At 61.2% G+C, this 312-nt stretch carries 1 protein-coding gene; it reads left to right on the forward strand.

Features of this window, described 5'->3' with window-relative positions:
- Positions 1 to 11 precede the first annotated feature (11 nt).
- A partial coding sequence (locus AB3X94_RS42065; protein ID WP_368614495.1) for a GNVR domain-containing protein occupies positions 12 to 312 on the forward strand: 301 nt, incomplete at its 3' end.

Here is a 312-nt window from a genome sequence, read left to right on the forward strand (position 1 = left end):
TGCGCAACCGCATGGGCGTGTTCAACCTCAGTGAGCAGGGCAAGGCCTATCTGGATCAGAGCGTGGCCACGCAGCGCAGCCTGCTGGAACTGAAGCAGAAGCGCGCGGAAATGAGCGCGATCTACGCACCGGGTCACCCGGCGATCCAGGCGCTCGACCAGCAGATTGGCATGGTGGGCAGCAGGATCGGCAGCCTGTCGCAGCAGGAACAGGCGCTGCCGGAGCTGGAGCAGAATGCGGTACGCCTGACCCGTGACATGAACGTGAACAACGAGCTTTATGTCGGCATGTTGAACAACATGCAACAGCTGA

Source organism: Paraburkholderia sp. BR10923 (assembly GCF_040948765.1).
GTDB classification, from domain to species: domain Bacteria; phylum Pseudomonadota; class Gammaproteobacteria; order Burkholderiales; family Burkholderiaceae; genus Paraburkholderia; species Paraburkholderia youngii.